Source organism: Candidatus Spyradosoma sp. SGI.093, assembly GCF_050314555.1.
In the GTDB taxonomy this organism is placed as follows: Bacteria; Verrucomicrobiota; Verrucomicrobiia; order Opitutales; family UBA953; genus Spyradosoma.
This window is the reverse complement of sequence record NZ_JBNPNH010000005.1, coordinates 39323-59553: the sequence shown is the minus strand read 5'-3', so window position 1 is coordinate 59553 and position 20231 is coordinate 39323. Positions and strand designations below refer to the sequence as shown.

The 20231-nt window shown below is 62.3% G+C and carries 18 protein-coding genes; 10 read left to right on the top strand and 8 right to left on the bottom strand.

The window, feature by feature from the left end:
- The first annotated feature begins 204 nt into the window (after positions 1-204).
- The 5 genes from dnaN to hisH all read left to right on the top strand — a co-directional run bounded on the left by dnaN (position 205) and on the right by hisH (position 4423).
- Positions 205-1329, top strand: a complete 1125-nt coding sequence (dnaN, locus tag ACQREB_RS06250; protein WP_427766646.1) for a DNA polymerase III subunit beta — start codon at positions 205-207, stop codon at positions 1327-1329.
- Between the two features lie 95 nt (positions 1330-1424).
- Positions 1425-2660: a signal peptidase I gene (lepB, locus tag ACQREB_RS06245; protein ID WP_427766643.1), complete on the top strand. Its 1236-nt coding sequence runs from the start codon at positions 1425-1427 to the stop codon at positions 2658-2660.
- Positions 2661-2662: 2 nt separating this feature from the next.
- On the top strand, positions 2663-3187 hold the full coding sequence (hpt, locus tag ACQREB_RS06240; protein WP_427766640.1) for a hypoxanthine phosphoribosyltransferase: 525 nt from the start codon (positions 2663-2665) through the stop codon (positions 3185-3187).
- Positions 3188-3197: 10 nt separating this feature from the next.
- Positions 3198-3797, top strand: coding sequence for an imidazoleglycerol-phosphate dehydratase HisB (gene hisB, locus ACQREB_RS06235; RefSeq protein WP_427766638.1), 600 nt, complete (start codon positions 3198-3200; stop codon positions 3795-3797).
- Positions 3798-3802: 5 nt separating this feature from the next.
- The gene (hisH, locus tag ACQREB_RS06230; protein WP_427766635.1) at positions 3803-4423 is read left to right on the top strand and encodes an imidazole glycerol phosphate synthase subunit HisH; all 621 of its coding nucleotides are present in this window, start codon (positions 3803-3805) and stop codon (positions 4421-4423) included.
- A gap of 114 nt (positions 4424-4537) precedes the next feature.
- Here hisH and rfaD read toward each other — a convergent pair whose 3' ends face one another.
- The 5 genes from rfaD to ACQREB_RS06205 form a co-directional block, all read right to left on the bottom strand.
- Entirely contained in the window at positions 4538-5533 is a 996-nt protein-coding gene (rfaD, locus tag ACQREB_RS06225) for an ADP-glyceromanno-heptose 6-epimerase (RefSeq protein WP_427766633.1), read from the bottom strand.
- A gap of 107 nt (positions 5534-5640) precedes the next feature.
- On the bottom strand, positions 5641-7311 hold the full coding sequence (locus ACQREB_RS06220) for an ABC1 kinase family protein (protein ID WP_427766631.1): 1671 nt from the start codon (positions 7309-7311) through the stop codon (positions 5641-5643).
- 41 nt (positions 7312-7352) lie between these two features.
- Positions 7353-7727: a phasin family protein gene (locus tag ACQREB_RS06215; protein WP_427766628.1), complete on the bottom strand. Its 375-nt coding sequence runs from the start codon at positions 7725-7727 to the stop codon at positions 7353-7355.
- Between the two features lie 67 nt (positions 7728-7794).
- Complete coding sequence (locus tag ACQREB_RS06210; protein WP_427766626.1) at positions 7795-8589, bottom strand: hypothetical protein; 795 nt, start codon at positions 8587-8589, stop codon at positions 7795-7797.
- A 64-nt stretch (positions 8590-8653) separates the two neighbouring features.
- The gene (locus ACQREB_RS06205) at positions 8654-9070 is read right to left on the bottom strand and encodes an EamA family transporter (protein WP_427766623.1); all 417 of its coding nucleotides are present in this window, start codon (positions 9068-9070) and stop codon (positions 8654-8656) included.
- 210 nt (positions 9071-9280) lie between these two features.
- Between ACQREB_RS06205 and ACQREB_RS06200 the strand changes: the two genes are divergently transcribed.
- Positions 9281-9889 (top strand): methyltransferase family protein, encoded by a 609-nt coding sequence (locus ACQREB_RS06200; protein WP_427766620.1) that lies wholly within the window; start codon positions 9281-9283, stop codon positions 9887-9889.
- Between the two features lie 103 nt (positions 9890-9992).
- Complete coding sequence (locus ACQREB_RS06195; protein WP_427766618.1) at positions 9993-11918, top strand: LTA synthase family protein; 1926 nt, start codon at positions 9993-9995, stop codon at positions 11916-11918.
- Positions 11919-11981: 63 nt separating this feature from the next.
- Here the strand turns inward: ACQREB_RS06195 and mutS are convergent, their stop codons facing one another.
- Complete coding sequence (gene mutS / locus ACQREB_RS06190) at positions 11982-14591, bottom strand: DNA mismatch repair protein MutS (RefSeq protein WP_427766615.1); 2610 nt, start codon at positions 14589-14591, stop codon at positions 11982-11984.
- A 117-nt stretch (positions 14592-14708) separates the two neighbouring features.
- Here mutS and ACQREB_RS06185 point away from each other — a divergent pair, with 117 nt between their 5' ends.
- On the top strand, positions 14709-15152 hold the full coding sequence (locus ACQREB_RS06185; protein ID WP_427766613.1) for a hypothetical protein: 444 nt from the start codon (positions 14709-14711) through the stop codon (positions 15150-15152).
- Positions 15153-15174: 22 nt separating this feature from the next.
- Here ACQREB_RS06185 and ACQREB_RS06180 read toward each other — a convergent pair whose 3' ends face one another.
- Positions 15175-16227 (bottom strand): formylglycine-generating enzyme family protein, encoded by a 1053-nt coding sequence (locus ACQREB_RS06180; protein ID WP_427766610.1) that lies wholly within the window; start codon positions 16225-16227, stop codon positions 15175-15177.
- 103 nt (positions 16228-16330) lie between these two features.
- On the opposite strand from ACQREB_RS06180, the gene ACQREB_RS06175 reads away from it, so the two are divergent.
- Complete coding sequence (locus ACQREB_RS06175) at positions 16331-18349, top strand: glycoside hydrolase family 97 protein (RefSeq protein WP_427766608.1); 2019 nt, start codon at positions 16331-16333, stop codon at positions 18347-18349.
- 73 nt (positions 18350-18422) lie between these two features.
- The gene (locus tag ACQREB_RS06170) at positions 18423-19208 is read left to right on the top strand and encodes a GDSL-type esterase/lipase family protein (RefSeq protein ID WP_427766605.1); all 786 of its coding nucleotides are present in this window, start codon (positions 18423-18425) and stop codon (positions 19206-19208) included.
- A gap of 45 nt (positions 19209-19253) precedes the next feature.
- Here ACQREB_RS06170 and dapA read toward each other — a convergent pair whose 3' ends face one another.
- Positions 19254-20153, bottom strand: a complete 900-nt coding sequence (gene dapA / locus ACQREB_RS06165) for a 4-hydroxy-tetrahydrodipicolinate synthase (RefSeq protein ID WP_427766603.1) — start codon at positions 20151-20153, stop codon at positions 19254-19256.
- Between the last annotated feature and the right edge of the window lie 78 nt (positions 20154-20231).

The following is a 20231-nucleotide window of genomic DNA, read 5'->3' as shown; positions in this document are numbered from 1 at the left end:
AGAATCCCGACAGACTTATCGGCAGACCAATCCGGCGCGCGTCCCGCATGAAATGCGCTTCCGCCGACTTGTTCGGGCTGTTCACAGACCTTAATAATTCTACGGAAATTTATTCAGAAAAATTCAATCACGTATTTTTTCGGTGAATAAATTTCGGAGAAGAAAACTTGCAAAAACGGCGCGAAGACAACAAGCTTTTGAGCCATGAAGTTCAAAATCAACCGCGATCACTTCGCCGCCGGTCTGGGTCAGGTCACGAACGTCGTCAGCAATCGTCTCAGCCTCCCCATTCTCTCCAACGTGCTCATCGAAACGGAAAACGACGGCATCCGTCTCACGACCACGAATCTCGACATCCGCATTTCCTGCAAGATCAAGGCGGAAATCTTCGACATGGGGAGTATCACGCTTCCGGCGAAGTGGCTCAAGGACATCGTCGGCGGCTTCAAGAGCGGAGACGTTCTCGTCGAACTTCAGGGCGAAAACCGCGTCAAGATCACGGCGGGCAGCTCTAAGTTCAACCCGATCGGCATTCCCGCGAACGATTTTCCGAACGAACCGAAGGTCGGCGGCGAATTCGCGTTCGAAATCGAGCAGGGCGATCTCGCGACGATGATCAAGTCGGTCTCCTACGCGCAGTCCACGGACGAAAACCGCTACGTGCTCAACGGCGTTCTCTTCAGCTTCAACGAAGACAAGATCGCGCTCGTCGCCACCGACGGCCGCCGTCTCGCCACCTGCGAAAAGAAAATGCCCGTTTCCGTCGAAAATCCGACGCAGTTCATCCTTCCCGCGAAGACCATTTCCGAACTTCAGAAACAGCTGGGAAGCTCGGGCAAGATCCGTTTCGCGCTCAGCGAACGCCAGGTCGTTTTCGAAATCGGCGTGACCGACGAAAACAGCGGACTCGTCGGAGACATCCGCATCGTCTCCAAGATCGTCGAAGGCAACTACCCGCAGTACAAGGGCGTCATTCCGAAAGACTCCGGAAACCGCATCGAAATCGAGCGCGAAGACCTCCTCGGCGCCGTGCTTCAGGCCGCCAAGGTCACCACGGACAAAAACAGCTCCGTCGTCCTCAACATTTCCGCGAACACGATTGAAATCACCGCGAGCTCCGCGGAATACGGCGAGGCCAGCGACAAGCTCGCCGTCCGCTACGAAGGTCCGGAAGCCCGCATCGCCTTCAATCCGCAGTTCATCACCGATCCGCTCAAGGCGCTCGCGCAGGATTCAGTCGTCTTCGAGTTCAAGGACGACCTCAGCCCCGGCGTCTTCAAGACCAAGGACGAGTCCTTCCTCTGCGTCGTCATGCCGCAGCGCAAGTGATTCCGCTTTGACTTTTCGCTTCGGCGTTCCCGCGTTTTTTTCGCGGGAACGCTTTTTTCGTTTAAAAATTTCCGCGCTTCGAAGATAATTTCCGCATGGCTTTTTGGCGGAAAAAAAATCCTCACGGCGTCGCCGAAGCGGAAACGCTTCTCGCCGCCGCGGCGAAAGTGAGAAATTACCGCGGAGATCTTTTCGACGACTCCGAACGGGAACGTCTGCGCCGCGACGAGGAAGCCCTCAGAAACGCTGAAACGCGGGAGGACGGGGAAGCCGCCGCCGCGCGCCTGAAAGAGACGCTTTCCGAGCTCGGCGGAACTATTTTTCCTCAAAAAACGCTTCCCGAATGGGTGGAGCTCATCGTCGTCGCGGCGATTCTCGCGGGCGGCGTGCGCGGGTTTTTCTTTCAGCTTTTCAAAATTCCGACCAATTCGATGTTTCCGACTTACAACGGCATGACCGCCGAAGTCTTCACGGAACCCGAAAACGCTCTCGAAAAGTGGGCGGAACGCGTTTTCCGCAGCGCTTCGTTCCACGAATTCATCGCGCCCGCTTCCGGAGAAATCGTCTTTCGCGTAAACCGCAAGGCGAGGGTCGGTTCCAAGGACGTTTTCGAAGTCTTCGTCGGCGGTGTTCCCGTGGAAATCGAATGTCCGCGCGATTTTTCGATGGATTCCGTCTTTCTCGAAAGATTTTTTCCTAAGTTTTCCAAAATGGAAAATCTTTCTCTGCGGGAACGCTGGGCGGCGGCTCTCGAAAACGCCGGAAAAACGGGAAAAGTTTTCCGCGACGCTTCCGGAGCGACCTTCGTCCGCACGGGAATTTCGGCGGAAAAAGGAGAAAATTTTCTAAGCTTCAAGATTTTCGGCGGCGACATGGTCGTCGTCAACCGATTCGCCTACCACTTCATGAAGCCCGAAGTCGGAGATCCTTTCGTTTTTCGCACGAAGAATATTCCCGGACTCAACAACGCCGACCTTTATTACATCAAACGCCTCGCGGGAACGCCGAGAGACGTGCTTTCCGTTCGGGATAAAAAACTTTACCGAAACGGAAATCTTATTTCCGGAGCCGACGCGTTCGACAAGAACAACGAATTTCGCGTTTCCGAAAAGTATTACGGCTATCTTCCTTCCTGCGGCGGCGCCGGCGTTTACGCGAAGCCGCTGAAAAACGATTTTCACGTTCCCGTGGATTCTTATTACGCGCTCGGAGACAATTCCGGCAACAGCTACGACTCCCGTGGTTGGGGCTGCGTTCCCGCGGAAGACGCCGTCGGCAAAGCCTCCTTCATTATTTATCCTTTTTCCGAACGCTGGGGAATTGCGAAGTAACCATGAAAAAAGAAGTCCGATTATTGATTCCTAAAGAGGAAATTGACAGGAGAATCGAGGAGCTGGGAGCTCAGATTTCCCGCGATTACGCCGGAAAATCCGTCACCGTGCTGATTCTCGCCAACGGCGGCATATTTTTCGGCGTCGATCTGCTGCGCGCGATGAAGGGCATTTCCGTCTTCGTCGAATGCATCCGCGTTTCTTCTTACAAGAACGGAATGTCCTCTTCCGGAAATCCGGAAATTTTCGGAACGCTTTCCGTTGAAAATTTTCAGGACAAGAACATTCTGATCGTGGACGACATCATCGATACGGGAAACACGCTCAACCGAATTCGCGAGCAGATCGAAAATTTCGGAGCGGCTTCGGTGAAAATCTGCACTTTGCTCGACAAGCCTTCCCGACGCGTCGCCGACGTCGTTTCCGATTATTACGGTTTCAGGATCGAAGACAAATTCGTGGTCGGGTATGGACTTGATTATTCGGGAAAGTATCGAGAACTTCCCTTCATAGGTTTTATTGAATAAGGAAAAGACAATGAAAAATTCAGAACGAGTCGCGGAAATCGAACGCAACACTGCGGAAACGCGGATTTCTCTTTCCGTAAAAATTGACGGAAAAGGAAACTCTGAAATCGACACCGGAATTCCTTTCTTCGATCACATGCTGACGCTCTTTTCGCGCCACGGTCTGTTCGATCTCAGACTCAAGGCGCGCGGAGACGTGGACGTCGATTATCACCACACCGTGGAGGACGTCGGCATCGCTCTCGGGAACGCTTTTCGAGACGCGCTCGGCGACAAAAAAGGAATCCGCCGCTACGGGTTCTTCATCTTGCCCATGGACGAATCGCTCGCCCGCGTCGCGCTCGATCTCGGCGGTCGTCCGTATTTCGTTTACGACGTTCCCGCAAAGAATCCGATGATTCGGGATTTCAACATCTGCCTCGTCCGCGAATTTTTCCTCGCGTTCGCGAGCACCGTCGGCGCGAATCTTCACGTTCGCCTTGAATACGGCGAAGAACCGCACCACATCGCCGAGTCGATCTTCAAATGCGCGGCACGGGCGCTGCGCGTCGCGTGCGAAATCGATCCCCGCGCCTCGGAAACGATTCCCAGCACCAAGGGCGTTCTCTGATTGCCATGAAAAAGATCGCTTTAATAGATTACGGAATGGGAAATTTGAGAAGCGTCTTTCGCGCTCTCGAAAAGGCGGGCGCGGAAGTCTCTCTCGTCCGTTCTCCTGAAGAGGCCTCCGACGCTTCGGCGCTCGTCTTTCCGGGGCAGGGCGCGATCGTGGACGCCATGCGCGAACTCAAAAGAAGCGGTTTCGACGACTTCATCAGAAAGTGGATCGCCGACGACAAGCCTTTCATGGGAATTTGCCTCGGTCTCCAGGTTTTGTTCGAACATTCCGAAGAAGGAAATACTGAAGGACTCGGCGTTTTTCGCGGGAACGTCAAAAAATTTCCTGCGGATTCCGGACTTAAGATTCCGCACATGGGTTGGAACACGATTTCCCTGAACGTAAACAATTCGGGAAAGCTCGCCGAAAATCTCAGAGCGGAAGGCGAATCCTTTTATTTCGTGCACAGCTACTACGTGGAAACTCCCGAGACGGAAATCGTCTGGAGCGTTTCGGAATACGGTCTGCGCTTCGTCAGCGGAATCCGTCGCGGGAACGTTTTCGCCGTCCAGTTCCACCCGGAAAAAAGCCAGGAAAAAGGCATCCTCCTCTACCGCAATTTCCTGAATTCTTTCTGATTAAATGAGCGCGTTCCCGCCTTACGGCGGAGACGAAAATCGGGAAGCGAGATAAATTCGCTTCCCGATTTTTTTTCGATTCGCGGGAAAATTTCCGCGGGAACGTTCCCGCGATCACTCGCCGAGGTGCTTGTCGGGAATGAGGTAGTTCTTCACGTAGTCGGTGACGGATTCTTCGAGCGGGACGAAATACTGCGCGCCGCCGAGCCGCGTCAGCTTGTCGATTTTCGCCTGCGTGAAATACTGATACTGCGCGCGGAGCGATTCGGGCATTTCGACGAACTCGATGTTCTCGGGGACGCCCATCGCCGCGAAGATCGGGCGCACGAGCTCGAGCCACGTGCGCGCCTTGCCCGCGCCGACGTTCACGAGCCCCGTCGCCGCCTCGTTCTGCGCGAGGTGCACGGTGATCGCCGCCGCCTCCTTCGCGCCGAGAAAGTCGCGCATCTGGCAGCCGTCGGCGTATTCGGGCTTGTAGCTTTTGAAAAGCTTGACCGAGCCGGTTTCGCGGATCTGGTGAAACGCGCGGAACACCATGCTGACCATGTTCGCCTTGTGGTTTTCGTTCGGGCCGAAGACGTTGAAGTATTTGACACCCGTGATCTTGTCGAGATAGCCGTTGCGCAGCGCGTGCAGGTCGAAGAGGTGCTTCGAGTAGCCGTACATGTTCAGCGGCTTGAGCGGGAGAATGTCCGCCTCGTCGTCCATGCCGTTTTCGCCGTTCCCGTAGGTCGCGGCGGAGGAGGCGTACACGAAGCGCGCGCCGTTCCCGAGCGCGAACGCGGCGAGCTTCTTCGTGTATTCGTAATTGTTGTGAATGAGGTAGGTGCAGTCCTTTTCCGTCGTCGCCGAGCACGCGCCGAGGTGAAACACGGTCTTCACGTCGGCGAAGCGCGCGGGATCGCTTTCGAGCGCGCGGTCGAAATCCTCGTACTCCATGTATTCGGCGAATTTCAGCGGAACGAGATTCTTGAAGCGCAGGTCGGTGCCGAGCTTGTCGGTGACGAGGATGTTCGTGTGACCGAGCGCGTTGAGGCGCGCGATGATGGCGCTGCCGATGAGCCCGGAGCCGCCCGTGACGAGGATTTTGCCTTGCGAGATGTCGTGCATAGTGAGGAAAGTTTAAGGTCGCGTCCGCGCTCTCGGCAATCTGAAAAAAGAAGACGAAAAGTTTCATCGCGCCCGGCGACGCCGAAGCGATTTTCTGACTTTCGTCATCACTTCCTGCGCCAGACGATGATGAAGAAAAGCCACGCCATGAGCATCGCGGCGACGACGAAGCCCGCGACGCCGAGATTCTTCGCGAAGCCGAGACCGTCTCCGGCGCTCGCCGCGCAGACGAGTAGCGAACTCGCCACGAGCAGCGAGGAAATGATCATCGCCAGCGCCGTGCGGTTGGCGGAACGGTCCAGCGTGACGCGCGTTTCGTTCAGCCCTTCGTGATCGACGTTGAGGCGGATTTCGCCGTTCTCGATCTTCCAGAGAATGCGCTGCAGCGCGCTCGGCATTTCGTTGATGCTGGCGAGCTGGCGCTCCGTGTTCCAGAGCAGACCGCGTCCGACGGCGCGCGGGTTCCAACGCTGCGCGTAAAGGTTCTTGAGCGCGCGCGCGGCGAAGGCGGTCAGGTCGAAATCCGGATTCAGCGCGCGGCCGGATTCCTCCATGACGGTGACGGATTTCGCGAGCAGCGCGTAGTCGCGCGGGAGCGGCAGCTTGTGCTGGGCGAAGACGCGCAGCATGTCGAAGATGACGTGGCCGACGGCGCCCGCGTCCTTTTCGAAATTGGCGTGGCGGCGCAGCACGATGGCGATTTCGGTCTCGATCTTCGCCTTGTCCACGCGTTCCCGCGGCGGCGTCGCGCACAGCACGATCTGCAGCACTTTCTCGGCGTTGAGCTCGGCGACGGCGGCGAAGACGTCCGCCAGAAAATAGCGCATCTTGCGCGAGAGCGTTCCCGCGCAGCCCCAGTCGAGAAAGCACAGCCGCCCGTCGCGCGTGATCAGGATGTTGCCCGGATGCGGGTCGGCATGGAAGAAGCCGAAGGAGAAAATCTGCCGGAAGACGGATTCCCCGCCCGCGACGGAAAGCTCGCGCGCGAGCTCCGCGGGAACGGACGGGTCTCCCGGCGGCACGCCTTCGACCCACTCGGAGACGAGAAGGCGCGCCGACGAAAGCGCCGGAAACACGCGCGGCGCGAAGATGCGCGGGTCGTCGTTGATCTTTTCGAAATGCCCGGAATTCTTCGCCTCGAACGTGAAGTCGATTTCGCGCATCACGCCGTCGCGGATCTCCTCCAGGATTCCGGGAAGATCGTACGCGGCGAGCTCGGGAACGTTTTCGGCGGCCTGCGTGATGATCCATTCGAGAATCTCGAAGTCCGCCTTCATCGCCTTGCCCGCGCCCGGCCGGCGCACCTTGACGGCGACGGTCTCGCCGCTCTTCAGCGTCGCTTTGTAAACCTGCCCGATGGAGCCGCACGCGAACGGCGTCTTTTCGAACGACGCGAAGTTCGCTTCGATGCCGCCCTTGAGCTCGCCCGCGACGACGGGCTCGACCGCCTCCCACGGAATCGGCGCGACATGGTCGCGGAGGCGCTTGAATTCCTCCAGCAGCGGCGCGGGCAGAATGTCCTCGCGCGTGCTTACGATCTGCGCGAATTTGACGAAGGTCGGTCCCAGCTCTTCGCAGGTGACGCGGATGCGCTGCCACAGCGAAAGCTTGTCGCGCTTCGGCAGAATTTTGTGAAACGGAAAGCCGTTCGGGCGGATTTTTCCGACGAGCTCCGCGAAGCCGTTGCGCAGCAGGACGACGGCGATCTCCTTCGCGCGCAGGCTGTTGCGCAGAAAGGAAATCGCCCTGAACGGAGCTGAGCCGGCTTGCGGAGCCATGGCGGGATTTCGCGGGAACGTCGCGCGGCGGCGGGAACGCGTTAGGCCTCAGGCGTTTCCGCGCCTTCCGCGGGAACGGCCTTTTCGGCGTCCTTTTCGGAGCAGCATTCGCATTCCGTGGCGATGCCGAGCTTTTCCTCGATCGCCTTCAGCCGACGGTTCACGGCGCAGAGCTGCTCGCGCGTCGCGAACGGCCATTTTTCGCCGAGCGCCTCCGCCTTTTCGGCGAAGTCTCCGCGCGCCTTTTCCCAGTTTTCCTCGCCGACCTTCGTCGCCTTCGCGAAAAATTCCTTCGCGTCGTCCGCGGAGATTTTTCCCTTCGCGACCCAATCGTCGAGCACCTTGCCGATGGCTTCCTTGGAGAGCGCCGCCGCGCCGAGGCCGGCGTAGAGCGTTTTTTTGAACGTTTCGAACATGATGTCTTTCCTTTCTTGTCTGTTTTTTTTCGGGGATGGTTTTCGTGAAATTAAAGCGTCGCGCGCGTCAGTTTCGGTTCACGTCGCGCGTTTCGATTTCGGAGGAGGCGACCGTCGGCTCGCCGAGCGTGAAGCGCAGACCGCTGAGCCCGCTGACGACGATTTTCTCGTCGTCGCGCAGAATGTGCTTTGCCGCATATTCGTCCGCCCAGTCCGCCGCCGGGCAGCCGCCGGACTTCAGCCCGAGAAAGATTTCGTCGTCGCGCGTCGTGGCGTTCGACGAGAGGATGGGGCCGAAGTAGCGCCAATCCTTGCGGTCGCGCCGATAGTAAAGCGTGAAGAGCTTGAACAGCTCCTCGACTTCCGCCGACTCGGCGACGCGGAACTCGATCGTCTTCGCGTGCGTCGTCTGCGGATACGTCTTGACGACGAGATGCTGCGCGACGTCCGTCGCGTTGGATTTCGTGAGCGCGTTGACGGAGCTCCGCGCGCGTTTTTTGGCGTTCCCGTATTGAGCGATTTTTTCCGCGAAGCGCAGCGGGTCGAATTCCTCCATCGCGTAGACGCGGACCTGCCCGGGCATGGATTCGAAGTCGATCGTCATCTCCGTCACGTACTGCGGCGGCGCGTTGAGGCGGGAACCTTCGGCAGGCTGCGCGGAAACGTATTTCTGCAGCGAGACGTGCGTGATCTTGCGCGCGTCGCGGCAGGTGAAGACCTGGCGCGGCTCGGCGACGTCGATCACGAACGCGTTCTGCGGAAGTTTCGCCGTGCGGACGGCGACGGCGTGCGCGGCGGTCGGAAGGAGCGTTCCCGCGACGGCCGCGAGAAACGCGGACAGGGGTAAAAGGCGTCTTCTCATACGCCGCGCATTTTGCTGAAACGTTCCCGCCGGCGCAAACTCCTTTTTCGTTCCCGTGAGGGTATCATTTGACGAGGAGGACGAGCGTTCCCGCGAGGATGAGGCCCGTTCCCGCGAGCGTCTTCAGCGAGAGCGGCTCGCGGAGAAAGACCGCCGCGAGCACGAGCGTGAACACAAGGCTCAGCTTGTCCACGGGAACGACGCGCGAGGCGTCGCCGAGCTGCAGCGCGCGGAAATAAAAGATCCACGAGAGGCCCGTCGCCGCCGCCGAAAGAATCAGAAAAATCCACGTGCCGCGCGAAAGCGAACGGATTTCCGAAAGGTGCCCGCCCGCCGCGGCGATGCCGACGGCGATCAGCAGAATCACGAAGGTGCGGATCGCCGTCGCGAGGTCGGAATCGACGTCGCGGACGCCGAGTTTGGCGAAGATCGCGGTGAGCGCGGCGAAGAACGCGGAAAGCAGCGCGTAGTATTTCCACATGGCGGTGTTCGTTTTCGGGAGTTCGGGAAGGCGTCCGAGAATCCGCTCTTCGGGCGTTCCCGTCAACGCGGAAGCGCGGATTCGCGCGATTTCCTAACACGATCCTAACAAAAGACTAATGATGAACTAATGAAAATTTGAGCAAATCAGAACGCTGTAAATATAAACGCGTAACGATTCAAAAATATGGGCGACGTCAGACACAGGACATTGAACGAACGGCTCCGCACGACGGGCAGCAAAATCATCGGAGGGGCGGCGCTGGCGGCGTTTCTGCTCTTCGGCGAAACGGCGTGGGAGGGCACGTCTCCGATAGTCGAGGAGGCGCTGATGTTCTTCGCGTGCCTGTTCGCGGGCGTCGGCGCGCTCGGGCGCGTGTGGGCGTCGCTCTATCTCGAAGGCAGAAAGAACGGCGAGCTCGTGCGCGAAGGTCCCTATGCGCTCTGCCGCAACCCGCTTTACTTCTTCAGTTTCATCGGCGCGGCGGGAACGTCGCTCGCGACGGAGACGCTCGCCGTTCCCGCGGTCGTGTGCGTGCTTTTCGCGCTGTATTATCCGACGATCGTTCTCGCGGAGCAGCGGCGGCTCGAAGCGATCTTCGGCGAGCCCTACCGCGCCTACAGACGCGACGTTCCCGCGGTGTTCCCGCGCCTTTTCGCGAAGCGCGCGCCGCAGCCGGAACACTACGACGTGAATCCGCGCCGCTTCACGCGCCGCGTGATCGACGCGCTCTGGTTCATCTGGATCATCGGGCTCTTCGAGCTCTTCGCCGGGCTCCACGAAGCCGGCGTGCTCCCGACGCTTTTCAGACTGTATTGATTTTTTGGGGTGGCTGGGAGCTGGAGACCGGGAACTGGTGATTGCCTGCAATGATCCAGCCACCGGTTACGAGTCGCCAACCACCACCGCTTTTCTTCCTGCCATGAAAACTTTCCTTTCCCGCATCTTTTTCTCCTACTACGCGCGCCGCGTCGCGCCGTTCTTCTTCGTGTTCTGCGGAGCGGAGCTCGTCGAAGTGCTCGCGACCTTCGTCTGGGATTTCCCGCAGGTGGACACGTCCGCCGCGCCGCTCGCGCATTCGGCGTTCAGCGTGTGCGTGCAGACGCTGACGGCGTTTCTGTGGGGCATCGTGCCGTTTCTGATCTACCTTTTCGCGCTCCCGCGGCGGCTGCACGGCACGCTCGCCGACCGCGTCGTCTCGGCGCTCATCTTCGCCGTGTTCGCGCTCGTGTGCGTGTTCACGGAAGTCTCCGAGCTGTTTTTCTGGGAAGAATTCCGCTCCCGCTTCAACTTCATCGCGGTGGATTATCTGATCTACACGACGGAGGTCGTCGGGAACATCCGGCAGAGCTACCCGCTCGCGCCGATTCTCGGCGGGGTCGCGCTGATCGCGGCGCTCGCGGTCGCGGCGGCGTGGCGGAGGCTCGTTCCCGCCATTCCCGCGCCGGGCTGGAAGACGCGCGGCGGCGTGCTCGCGGGAACGCTCGCGCTGTGCGCCGCGGCGTTTTTCTGCGTGGACATCTCCCAGGCGGAAGGCAGCGGCAACCGCTACAACGACGAACTCGGCAAAAACGGATTCTACTCGTTCTTCTCCGCGTTTCTGAAAAACGAACTCGACTACGAGGCCTTTTACCCGACGCTCCCCGCCGAGGAGGCGACGCGGAAGATCCGCGCGGAATTCGCGTCCGCGGGAACGCCGTTCGTGAACGCCGACGGCGAGGACATCCGCCGCCGCGTGATCCCGCGCGGCCCCGAGAAGAAGCTCAACGTCATGATCGTCGTCATGGAAAGCATGGGCGCGGAGTTCATGAACGAAAACCGCGCGGACGGCGCCGACCTCACGCCGAACCTGACGCGCCTTTCGCGCGAAGGTCTGTATTTTTCGAACGCATACGCCACGGGAACGCGTTCCGTGCGCGGGCTCGAAGCGCTCAGCGCCGCCGTGCCGCCGCTTCCGGGCATGTCCGTCGTGCGCCGCGACGGGAACGAAGGCATCGAGACCGCGGGAAAAATCTTCGCGGACAAGGGCTACAAGACGCGCTGGATCTACGGCGGGCACGGCGTCTTCGACAACATGAACCACTATTTCGGAAGCAACGGATTCGAGGTCTGCGACCGCGCTTCGATGCGCGACGACGAAGTCACGTTCGCGACGATCTGGGGCGTCTGCGACGAAGACCTCTACCGCCGCGCCGTGCGCGAGGCGGACGCGTCGTTCGCGCGCGGCGAGCCCTTCTTCAATTTCGTGTTCACGACGTCGAATCACCGCCCGTTCGCCTATCCCGACGGCAAGATCGACATTCCTTCGAAGAGCGGCCGCGCGGGCGCCGTGAAGTACGCGGACTTCGCCGTCGGCGAGCTGCTGCGCCTCGCGCGGGAACGCCCGTGGTTCGACGACACGATCTTCGTCTTCGTCGCCGACCATTGTTCGAGCTGCGCGGGCCGTCGCGAACTCAACCCCGAAAAGCACCGCATTCCGCTCGTCTTCTACGCGCCGAAGCACGTCGCTCCGCGCCGAGTCGATTTCCTCGTCAGCCAGATCGACGCGCTGCCGACGCTGCTCGGCCTGCTGAACTTCGACTACGAATGCTCGTTCTACGGCAAGGACGCGCTCGCGCCGGACTACCGTTCCCGCGCGTTCATCAGCAACTATCAGCACCTCGGTTTCCTCGACGGCGCGGGAACGCTCGTCGTGATGAAGCCCGTGCGGCAGATTCTGATCTACCGCGGCGATTCGGACGTTCCCGAGCGCTACGAGAACTCCGCTCCCGCGCCGACCGACCTCGCGATCGCCTACTGGCTCCACGCCGAAAACTGGCGCGCCTTCCTCCGCCCGGAAAAGAAGTGACGAAAAAAGCGTTCCCGCGGAATTTTTGCGGGAACGCCTTTTCTCTTGAGAATCGCGGACGCTTCAAAAGAGCGTGAGCTGGGGGTCGTCTTCCGGCGGCGGCGGGAGCGGGCGCGTTCCCGCGGCGGCGTCGCGGAGCTTCCCGCCCCGAGGCTTCGCGGCGCGCGCCTTCGCTGGCGTTCCCGCGGGATCTTCCGCGACGGCGTCGGGCGTTTCCGCTTTCGGCGGGTGCGGATTTTCGAAGGAGACGGCGGAGCCTTCGAGGTCGGAAAGAATCTCGTTCGCGCGCGCGACGACGCTTTCGGGCAGCCCCGCGAGCCGCGCGACGTGAATCCCGTAGGAGCGGTCCGCCGCGCCGGGAACGACCTGGCGCACGAAGATGATTTCGTCGTTCCACTCCTTCACGGCGACGCAGAAATTCTTGAGCCGCGGGAGCGTGTCGGCGATGCGCGTCAGCTCGTGGTAGTGCGTGGCGAAGAGCGTGCGCGGTCCCGCGGGACCGTTCCCGTGCAGGTACTCGGCGACGGCCCACGCGATGGAGAGCCCGTCGTAGGTCGAAGTGCCGCGACCGATTTCGTCGAGCACGACGAGGCTCTTCGGCGTGGCGTTGTTGAGGATGTTGGCGGTCTCGTTCATCTCGACCATGAAGGTCGAGTTCCCGCGCGCGAGTTCGTCGGAGGCGCCGACGCGGCAGAAGATGCGGTCCGCGACGCCGACGCGCGCGGCCTTCGCCGGCACCCAGCAGCCGATCTGCGCGAGCAGGGCGATCAGCGCGACCTGGCGGATGTAGGTCGATTTGCCCGCCATGTTCGGTCCCGTGATTAGGTTGATCTGCGTTCCCGAAGCCTGCAGCGACGTGTCGTTGGGCACGAAGTGCTGGGAGACGCCGGGGCGGTGCAGCATCTGCTCGACGACGGGATGGCGCCCGAGCGAAATCTCCAGCGCGTCGGACTCGTCCACGACCGGTCGGCAGTAATCCCAGGTCTGCGCGAGCTGCGCCCAGCCCGCGAGCACGTCGAGCCGCGAGAGCGCCGCCGCCGTTTCCGAAAGCGAATCCGTGCGCGCGACGACCGCGGCGACGAGCTCCGCGTAGAGATCCGTCTCCTGCGCCGAGACGAGCTCGTCGGCGTGGAGGATTTCGCCTTCTTTCCGGCGCAGTTCCGCGGTCGTGTAGCGTTCGGCGTTGACGAGCGTCTGTCGGCGGATGAAGTCCGCGGGAACGCGCGCGACGTTGGATTTGGACACTTCGATGTAGTAGCCGAAGGCGTTGTTGTAGCGCACGCGCAGGTTTTTGATCTGCGTCTCCTCCTGCAGGCGCGTCTCGTAGTTCGCGACCCAGACGCGGCTGTTCTTCCGCAGGTCGCGGAGCTCGTCCAGGCGCGCGTTGTAGCCCGCGCGGACGGCGTTCTCGACCGTCGCCGGGAGTTCCTCCTCCAGCGCGGATTCGAGGAGCCCGCGCAGGTCCGCGTGTTCGGAAATTTTCGCCGCGATCGCGTCCGTGACGGGGGAGCCGAGGCGGGCGATCTCCGCCTTGATCTCGGGAACGCGGCGCAGCGTCTCGCGCACGGCGCCGAGTTCCCGCGGCGTGCGCATGTGGTTCTGCAGGCGGCCGAGAATGCGCGCGAGGTCCTTGACGTAGGCGAGCGCGGTGCGGACGCGCTCCGCCGCGGACGGGTGCGCGACGAAGGCGGCGACGCCCTCCTGGCGTTCCCGCGCGATTTCCGCCTTGCGCGGCGGCGCGGCGAGCCATTGTTCGAGCAGGCGCGCGCCGCCCGCCGTGTGCGTGAAGTCGATCGCGTCGAGCAGCGAGCCTTCCCGCGTTCCCGCCGCGGATTTGAAGATTTCCAGATTGCGCGTCGAGGCCGCGTCGATGAGCAGCGTCTCGTCGTCGCGGAGTTCGGAGATTTTCCGCAGGAACGAGGGCGATTCGCAGAGCGTCTCCGTCAGATACGCCAGCAGCGCGCCCGCGGGGCCGAGCCCGGGATGCGTTCCCGCGACGCCGAAGCCTTCGAGCCCGTTCACGTTCAGCGCCCGCTGCACGGCGCGGCGCCCGGATTCCGCGTCGAATTTCCAGTCCGGCATCCGCGTGATGAGGTTCCACTCGATGAGCGGTTCGAGATACGCCGGCGCCTTGCCTTCCTTCCACGATTCGGGGACGAGGATTTCGCTCGGGCGGAGCGCCTGCAGCGGCGCGAGAAGTTTCTGCGGCTCGCGCGAGGCGGCGACGTAGAAATCGCCCGTCGTCGCGTCGATCCACGCCGCGCAGAGCCCGCCGCGCGGCGTCTCGTCGAGCGCGAGAATGTAGTTGTTGCTCTTCGCGTCGAGCTGGGTCTCGTCGAAATTCGTTCCCGGCGTGATGATGCGGACGAGCGCGCGCTTCACGAGCTTGCCCGCCTTCGGCGGCTCGGTCTGCTCGCAGATCGCGATCTTCACGCCCGCCTTCAGCGCTTTCGCCAGATACGTGTTCAGCGCGTGGTAGGGCACGCCCGCGAGCGGCGCGCCGCCGCGCTTCGTCAGCGTGATGCCGAGCAGCTCTGCGCCCCGTTCCGCGTCCTCGCCGAACATTTCGTAAAAGTCGCCGCAGCGGAAGAACAGCAGGGTGTTCGCGGGAAGTTTTTCCCGGAAATCCCAATACTGCCTCATCATCGGAGTCGCTGCGCCGTCGTCTGCCATAGAGTTCGAGTTTCCCGTTTTGCCGCCGTTCCCGCAAACCATTTTTTGCGCTGCGCCTTTCGCCTTCCTTCGTCCTTGCGGGGCGGGGGCGTCGCCCCGTAATATCGCGGACATCTCATGAGCGTGAAAATCATCTGTCCGCGTTGCGGGGAAAAATACGACGCCGCCCCGGAATACGTCGGGCGGCAGTTCCAGTGCAGGTGCGGCGCGGTCGTCGCCGTGCCCGTTCCCGAGGAAGTCTTCGGCGAAGCCGCGCCCGCGGCGGAGCGCGGCGTTCCCGAGCCGGCGGCCGTTCCCGCGCCGCGCCCGGCGGAACGTTCCCGCCTCAACGCCTACGGACTGCTCGCGCTCGTCTTCGGCACGCTCGGCTCGGCGTCGCTCGTCGCCGCGGCGGCGCTTTCGGCGACGGCTTTCACGGCGCCGGTTTCCGGCGGGAGCAAGGGCGACCTTTTCGTCGCCGCGTGCGCCTTCGGAGCCTTCGTCGCGGCGTTCGCGCTCGCCGCGCTTTTCCGCGTCGCCGACGTCGCGCTGCGACGTTCCGGACTGCGCTATTTCTTCTGACGGGCTTTCCCGCGGGAACGCGTCAGTCCTCGCGGACGACGCGGAAACCGACGGTGTTGTAGCCGAGGGACGAGGCGCGGCCTTCGCCGCGCATCTCGGTGCGGCAGCTCGTCCGGTGTGCATACCAAGAACCGCCCTTGATCTCCTTCACCTTCCGTCCCCGCTCCCGCCCGTTCTGCGCAATGATGTCGGTCGAGGCCCAGCAGTTGCCCCACATGTCGATGGCGCCGCAGGCGGAAAGCGTCTTTTCATAGGCGTCCACCGGCGTCGTCAGCACCATTCCGGACGGCAGTTTGTCGTTTTGCAGGTCGCGCGTGGCGATTTCGGGATGCGTGTCCTTGCAGTTGAAGTCCGCGTCCTTGGGCATGTGCCCGGCGGCGAGCTCCCATTCCGCCTCGGTCGGGAGGCGGTAGGAGGCGTTTTTGTCGCGCGCGGAAAGCCATTTGCAGTAGGCGGTCGCGTCGTCGCAGGAAACGTTCACGACGGGGTGGCGCGCCTTGCCCGCCGGCGGCTCGCCGTCGCGCGTCCAGCCCGCGGGCGCTTTGCGCTTCGTCGCCTTGACGAACGCGGCGTATTCCTCGTTCGTGACGGGCGTGTGCGCGATGCTCACGTTTTCCGCCGCGCCGATGAGCGCGTGGAATCCGTCCTTCGCGTCGCGGGAGCCGGGGCGCAGGCGCTTGTCGGTGAAGCGCGCCATGTTCTGCTCGACGCGCGTCGCGCGGTTTTCGATCATCTCGTCGACGATCTCCTGCATCTCCGTCACCTTCGACTGATGTCTGGCGGTGCGCTTCAGCTCTTCGAGCTTCGCCTTTTTGCGCGCCACGATCGCGTCGTAGTTCTTTTCGACCTTCTTTTTGAGCGCGGCGCGGTTGGCGGCCGTCGGCGACTTGCGGTAGGCGGCGATGAGCGCCTTGGTCTCTTCGTCGAGCTCGGGGCGTTCCTTCTCGATCGTCGTGCTGAACTTGTGCAGCCTGGCTTCGGAGTTCGGCGCCGCGACGGCGGGAACGAGCATGAGCGCGGAAAATCCCGCGACGCCGAGGAGCGTTTTTCCGAGGTTTTTAAGCAGGGTTTCCATGCCTGTAAAAAACGCGCGTTCCCGCGGGAAGTTTCGCGCCGCGGCGGCGTTCCCGGGAAAAAGGTTTCGCGTCCGCCTTTCGCGCGTTATGATTCGAAGCACTATGATGAACGCTCAAAAACTGGCGAGTCTCGCCGCGGCGTGTCTGCTTGCGCTGCCCGCCTATTCGCAGGAATATTCGGAAACGTCGCCCGACGGCAGACTGCGGCTCGAAGTCGATGTGGGGAACGAAATCCGCTGGAGCCTCAGCAAGGACGGCGACGCCGTTCTCGCCCCGTCCGCCGTTTCGCTGCGGCTCGCGGACGGCAGACGCTTCACCGGCGGGAAGCCGTGCGAGGCGAGCCGCGGCCGCGTTTCCGGCGTGTTGCGCAGTGACCTTTACAAAAAGAAGGAAGTCGTCGAAAAATACAATCGGCTGACGCTCGCGTTCGAGGATTACGCGCTCGAATTCCGCGTGTACGACGAAGGCGCCGCCTACCGCTTCGTTGCTTCGGGCAAGGAGGATTTCGTCGTCGCGGACGAACAGGCGGAATTCAGTTTCCCGGAGGACTGCGAAGTGACGCTGCCCTACGTGGAAGGGCGCCGCGACGGTCTTGAGGCGCAGTTCTTCAGCAGCTTCGAGAGCGCCTACACCCGTTGCCGCATCTCCGAGTGCGATCCCGCGCGGCTGGCGTTTCTGCCGGTCAGCGTCAAGGTCGGCGCGCGCCGAGTCAACATAACCGAATCCGCGCTGACGAACTATCCCGGAATGTACCTCTACGGCGGGAAGCACGGCGGGGACGCCTCGCTGCCGCTGAAGCCGTCCGCCGCGGCGAACACGCTGCGCGGCGTCTTCGCGCCGCTGCCGGACAAGGTCGGGCAGGGCGGGCACAATCTCCTTCAGGGCATCGTCGAAAGCCGGCACGACTTTATCGCCCGCTGCGGAGCCGGAGCCGCACTGCCCTGGCGCGTGCTCATCGTCGCCGACGACGATGCGCGGCTGTTGGACAGCGACCTCGTGTGGCTGCTCGGCGATCCCGCCGTCGGCGATTTCAGCTGGGTGAAGCCGGGCAAGGTCGCCTGGGAGTGGTGGAACGACTGGGGACTCCGCGGCGTGGACTTCACCGCCGGCGTCAACGACGCGACGTACAGGCACTACATCGATTTCGCCGCGTCGAAGGGCGTCGAATACGTCATTCTCGACGAAGGCTGGGCGGTCAACAAAAAGGCGGACCTCTTTCAGGTGGTGCCGGAAATCGATCTCGAGGCGCTGGTGGAATACGGGAGAAAAAAGGGCGTGGGCATCATTCTCTGGGCGGGCTATTGGGCGTTCGACCGCGACATGGAGGAAGTCTGCCGCCGCTGTTCCGAGATGGGCGTGAAAGGCTTCAAGGTGGATTTTCTCGACCGCGACGATCAGATCATGGTGGACTTCACGCGCCGCTGCGCCGAGACCTGCGCCCGCTACGGCCTCATTCTCGATCTGCACGGAATGTTCAAGCCCGCCGGGCTCAACCGCACCTGGCCGAACGTGGTGAATTTCGAGGGCGTCAAAGGGCTGGAGAACATGAAGTGGTGCAAAATGAGCGAGTTCGACCAGGTGACGTACGACGTGGAGATCCCGTTCATCAGAATGACGGCGGGACCGATGGACTACACGCAGGGCGCGATGCGGAATTCTCAGAAAGCCGGCTTCGCCCCGAATTACGGCGAGCCGGGAAGCCAGGGCACGCGCTGCCGCCAGCTGGCGATGTACACCGTCTTCGAGGCGCCGCTCACGATGCTCTGCGATTCGCCTTCCAACTATCTAGAAGAGCCGGAATGCGCGGACTTCATCGCCGCCGTTCCCGTCGTGTGGGACGAGACGAAGGCGTTGGGCGGAAAAATCGGCGAATGGTGCGCCGTCGCGCGCCGCCGCGGCGAAGTCTGGTACGTCGGCGTGCTGAACAACTGGGACGCCCGCGAGCTCGAATTGGATCTGAGCTTCATCGGCGCGGGAAGGACGCTCCGCGTTTTCCGCGACGGCGCCAACGCGCACCGCGTCGGCCGCGATTACCGCAGGGAGGAGCTCGTCGTTCCCGCCGACGGCAAAGTCCGCGTCCGCCTCGCGCCGGGCGGCGGCTGGACCGCGTTCGCGCGCTGAGCGCGGCGCGGGAACGCCCGCGGCGAACAAAAAAAATCGCGCGGCGGCGAAGAGGCGTCTAAAATCCCTCGCCATGAAAATCCCCGCAAAAAATCTCGTTCTGAAAATCGCCGCGCTCGCGGCGTTCTCCGCGTTCCCGTTTTTCGCCCAGGCCAACGCGCCGGACGGCCTCGTTCCCGCCGAGCCTTACCGCGAAGCGACTTACCCGAGCCCGCGCAACGCGGGAGGCAAGGCGGACCGCGCCTGGCTCGCCCGCACGAAAAGCTTCGCGGACGCGGCGAAAAACCTGAAGGACTGCTGCCTCGTCTTCGTCGGCGACTCCATCACGGACAACTGGCGCGGCCCCGGAAAAGCCGCCTGGAACGCGAGCTTCGCGCGCTTCAGCCCGCTCAATCTCGGCTACTCCGGCGACCGCACGGAGAACGTTCTTTTCCGCCTGACCTACGGCGAAAATCTCCCGCCGAACATCCGCCCGCGCGCGTTCGTGCTCCTCATCGGGACGAACAATTTCGGGCACCGCGACGACGCGCCGGAGGACGTCGCCGCCGGCGAAATCAAGATCGTCGAGCTGCTCCGCAAGGCGCGTCCGGACGCGCACGTCGTCGTAATGGCGACGTTCCCGCGCGCGGGCGAACGCTTCGAGAAAAAGATCGCGGCGCAGAACGCGGCCGTCGCCGCCTGGGTCGCGGCGCGCGGCGACGAAAAAATCTCCGTTCTGGACATCAATCCGAAATTCGTCGGCGCGGACGGCAAGGTCGATTTCGCGCTTCTTCCGGACGGGCTTCACCTGAACGCGCGCGGCCACGAAATCTGGGCCGCCGCCCTGCTGGAAAAATTCGCCGCCGAAGGAATTTTTTAGAATTCCCCGGCGGCGGAAAAGTGACGGGCGGCGAAGCCGCGGCGCTCACGGATTGCCGAACGCGTCCATCGCGGCGGCGACGAGCGCCTGATTCTCCGCAGACATCTCGACGAGCGGCAGACGCACTTCCGGAGAACCGATGACGCCCGCGCGCGCGAGCGCGAACTTCGCGGGAACGGGATTCGGTTCGATGAAGAATTTTTTGAAAAGATCCGCCATCGCGTCGTGGAGCGCGCGCGCTCCCGCGAGATCGCCGGCGCGCATTTTCGCGACCATCGCCGTGACCTGCCGCGGCAGCCAGTTCGACGCGACGGAAATCACGCCCTTCGCGCCGAGAGAAATGAACGGGAGCGTCAGCGAATCGTCGCCGCTCATCACGATGAAGTCCGGATCGAGCGCGCGGACGAGGCGCGAGACCTTGTCGCACGAACCGCCGGCTTCCTTCACGCCGACGACGTTCGGAAACGCCTTGCGCAGGCGGACGACGGTCTCGACCGCGATTTCGATGCCGCAGCGCCCGGGAATGGAATAGAGCATGATCGGCTTGTCCGTCGCCGAGGCGATTTCCGCGAAGTGGCGATAGACGCCCTCCTGGTTCGGCTTGTTGTAATACGGCGCGACGTGCAGAAACGCCTGCGCGCCGAGCTTTTCCGCCTCGCGCGTGAGCTCGACCGCCTCGTGCGTGGAGTTCGCGCCCGTTCCCGCGAGCACGGGAACGCGCCCCGCGGCGAACTCGATCGTCTTGGCGATGACTTCGAGGTGCTCCGCGTGCGTCAGCGTGGGCGATTCGCCCGAGGTGCCGACGGAAAGGACGCCGTCGATGCCGCCGGCGATCTGGTATTCGACGAGTTTTTTCAGGTCGGAATAATCGACTTCGCCGTTCTTCATCGGCGTGACGAGCGCCGTCCAGGCGCCCGCGTAAACGGAAGAATTCGTGATGCTCATTTGAATCCGAAATGAAAAACTTTTCGCGGCGGGAACGCGAGATTCATTTTCCGCGCCGACGCGCGCGCGGCGCCAAAT